Source organism: Bartonella florencae (genome assembly GCF_000312525.1).
Taxonomy (GTDB): Bacteria; Pseudomonadota; Alphaproteobacteria; order Rhizobiales; family Rhizobiaceae; genus Bartonella; species Bartonella florencae.
Map to the genome: position 1 here is coordinate 97,974 of NZ_HE997451.1, position 3,375 is coordinate 101,348.

At 30.0% G+C, this 3,375-nt stretch carries 3 protein-coding genes and 1 pseudogene; 2 read left to right on the forward strand and 2 right to left on the reverse strand.

Features of this window, described 5'->3' with window-relative positions:
• Positions 1-405 precede the first annotated feature (405 nt).
• Positions 406-597, reverse strand: coding sequence for a 6TM ABC transporter family protein (locus BN202_RS10130; protein WP_244426369.1), 192 nt, complete (start codon positions 595-597; stop codon positions 406-408).
• Positions 598-1,063: 466 nt separating this feature from the next.
• Between BN202_RS10130 and BN202_RS10135 the strand changes: the two genes are divergently transcribed.
• Both BN202_RS10135 and BN202_RS00445 read left to right on the forward strand, forming a co-directional pair.
• Positions 1,064-1,705: a hypothetical protein gene (locus tag BN202_RS10135; protein ID WP_019218544.1), complete on the forward strand. Its 642-nt coding sequence runs from the start codon at positions 1,064-1,066 to the stop codon at positions 1,703-1,705.
• Between the two features lie 895 nt (positions 1,706-2,600).
• Positions 2,601-2,849 (forward strand): hypothetical protein, encoded by a 249-nt coding sequence (locus BN202_RS00445; RefSeq protein WP_019218545.1) that lies wholly within the window; start codon positions 2,601-2,603, stop codon positions 2,847-2,849.
• Between the two features lie 328 nt (positions 2,850-3,177).
• Here BN202_RS00445 and BN202_RS09865 read toward each other — a convergent pair.
• Positions 3,178-3,375 (reverse strand): annotated as a pseudogene (locus tag BN202_RS09865) (peptidase domain-containing ABC transporter); the annotation flags it as partial.

Here is a 3,375-nt window from a genome sequence, read left to right on the forward strand (position 1 = left end):
CTAGAAAAATATTTCTAAGATAGTAATGTTATTGATATAGTTTAAATTTTATTAATACAACTGATTTTATAGCTATTTTTTTTATTATAATAATATATTTTATTTTGGACTTTATTTATGGATCATTTCTTTAGTAGCATTAAATTTTCAATAGGAGTAACAATTATATATGGAATTTTATGTATTATTCCTTATATATTTAAATTAAATAATTTTAAAAAAAATATAAAATGTGAATTATTTAAAATTATCGCTTTTTTTATATTATATTCTATTTTTAATTACTTTATTATGGATATTAAATTGTAAGCTAAATATATTATTAGATATGGTAATTTATTTAATTATATTGGTTTATAATAAATATTTATCCATATTTATTATGTTTTTACATAGAATTTTCTGTTAAAAAACATGAATTGTATCAATTTCTCCAATACGCAAAAACAATTCTCCTGCTTGCCAATGACGTAAAGTGGGCAAGGAAGGGCTTAAAAGATGGGTATAAATGCGCCGTCCAAATTCTAGCGTAAGTCGATTGGCTAAATAAGTGCCTAGGTAACCTGATAGAGTACTAAGAGCAGTGCTAAATAGCATGATAGCAACCATCAAGACAACGATAGCATAGAGACCTTCAAGGCGTTAAAAAGGGAGAATACGGTCAATAATCGCCTGAAAAATAAAAGGATTCACCAAACCCAGCAAACGCAAAACGATGGCCACACAGCTGAGTTCGATGACATAATAAATATATTTCTTTGTTGTTCTTGTAAACCAAGAAAAGGCTACTAGTTTTTCTTGTGAAGGGTCCATTTGATTTTATGTTTGTTTAAGAGAAAGAGCGATGGATGTCGCATATTTTAACAGTATTGTAAATATTATTATTGCTTAATTAAAATATACATTTTGTGATAATATAATATCAACATAATGTATCTATTATTTATACATTATTTTTATTTTATTTTAACTTAAAATTATATTTGACAGTGCTCTAAACCGCATGCTACCAGTTTTACTGTATCATTCTGATACGTTTTTTAATAAATTAAGGAGGATTAAAGTGGGTAGTTCAAGTTCATCACATGATTCAGATAGTAGTTCACGTCCGCACAGTTGGCTTTTTCCAGAAGATGATTATAGTACAGACGCTTATGCCCAAGCGGCAGGTACAGGCGGCATGGTAGGAGCAATATTAGGAGGTGGTGCTGGTGCAGCTGGAAGTTCTATTGCTAGACCAGGAAGTGCAGGTACTGGCTTTCTAGGTGGAGCAGTAGGTGGCGGAATAGGAGGAGCTGGTGATGCCTTGGTAGATAAGTACAATCAATTTCATCCGAATCCGAGCTGTGAAGTAGATGATTACGTTGCAGCAGCGGCCATACACGGAGGTATAGGAGCAATAGGAGGAGGAGCAGGTGGTGTAGTGGCAGGTCCTGTTGGTGTGGTCACTGGAGCAGTAGGCGGCGGACTAGCAGGAGCTGCTAACGGTTTTGTAGATAAGTATAATCAATGTCATCCGAATCCGAGCTGTCAAGTAGGCGATTATGTTGAAGCAGCGGCCATACACGGAGGTCTAGGAGCAATAGGAGGTGGAATAGCAGGAGCTGCTGGAGGTCCTGTTGGTGCGCTCGGTGGAGCAGTAGGAGGGGGATTAGAAGGAGCTGCTAGCGGTTTGATAGATAAGTACAATCAATGCCATCCGTAAAGTGAAAAGACGCCGTTTCTAATTTATTAGCAAATAGTGGGTAAAATATTTCTGAGATCAGTAATGTTGTAAACATACTTTAAAGCTATGGCTCAACTGATTTCAGGGATATTTTTGTTTATGATAATAGATATTTTATTTTGGATTTTTTGTTATGTATACTTTTATTAGTTCCTTAGTGACAGCAATTGCATTTGGATTTTTCATGTTTTTTTGTAATATATTTCAAGGTAAGAATTGGAGTATAAAAAGAATAATATTAGGGACAATTGTATTTTTTATAATATATTATTCTGGAAGTTTATTAGTTAAATATATGGGAATTTTAAAATAATATATAATTAATTTATTATTTTTATCTTATTTATATATAAAATCATATCACAAAATAGATAGACATCTTAAAATGAAAATGTTTTATACATACAATATGTTTATTATAATATTAATTTTTTATCAGTTTAAGTAAGCTTTATTTTTAGTAATTATTTTATACATTTGTAAATATTTTTTTATGAGTAATTTTATTCGTATTATTGAAGAATTATTATCTTCTACATATGATTTATATATTTTCTATGCAATGTTTTTACCTTAAAAATCTAAAAATTATAGTAAAAAATAAAATAAGAAATATTATTAAATTTATTTTTTGTAATTATATCTACAACTTCTTTTTTTATATTTGTTGTTATTATGCTTTATAGATATAATTTACATTGATAATGTATTAAATTATGTAAAATAGTTTATTTTAATTATAATGTATTTATTATTTATAAATAATTTTTATTTATATTTTTAAAATTATATTTGACAGCGCTCTAAACCGTATGATAGCCGTTTTAACTGTATCACTCTGATACGTTATTTTAATAAATTAAGGAGGATTAAAATGGGTAGTTCAAGCTCATCACATGATTCAAATAGTTCACATTCATCAAGTTGGTTTCACTCTGACAGTTGTGATGTGGGTGGTTATGCTTATGACGTGGGTATGCATGGACTTTTAGGACTTGGTGCAGGAGCGGCAGCCGGCGCGGCAGTTGCAGGTGTAGGCGCTGGCCCAGGAGCATTATCAGCCGGACTATACGAAAGCGCTACAACCTTAGTACATAAATTAGATGAATGCTTTCATCGGTAAAATAAAAGATTATTGATTCTAATTTATTAGAAAATAGAGATCAATATATTCCCTGAGATCAGTAATATTTAATAAAAAGTTAGAAAAAAATGATTTCAGGGATATCTATTATTCATTTATGGCAATAAACATTTTGTGAGCTTTTTATTATGGATATTATTTATATAAAATTATTTTTTCCAGAATTTATAGGTTTTCTTGCAGGTTTTTTTGTATGTACTTTGTTATTGAGATTTAAAAGCTATAGTTGGAAAGATTCTATAAAAAAATCACTATTAGTAATGATTTTAATATTTATAATATCTCATATTTTTCATTATATTATTAATTATATTGGTTTATAAACAGTATTTTTTATTTTTTGCATAGGGTTTGCTGTTAAAATCCCGTAAACTGTGTCAATTTCTCCAATACGCAAAAACAATTCTCCTGCTTGCCAATGACGTAAAGTGGGCAAGGAAGGGCTTAAAAGATGGGTATAAATGCGCCGTCCAAATTCTAGCGTAAGTCGATTGGCTAAATAAGT

Bases quoted from the DNA above. Each gene is read 5' to 3' on its own strand.
- BN202_RS10130 (WP_244426369.1), bottom strand. From the start codon at position 597: ATGCTATTTAGCACTGCTCTTAGTACTCTATCAGGTTACCTAGGCACT.
- BN202_RS00445 (WP_019218545.1), top strand. From the start codon at position 2,601: ATGGGTAGTTCAAGCTCATCACATGATTCAAATAGTTCACATTCATCA.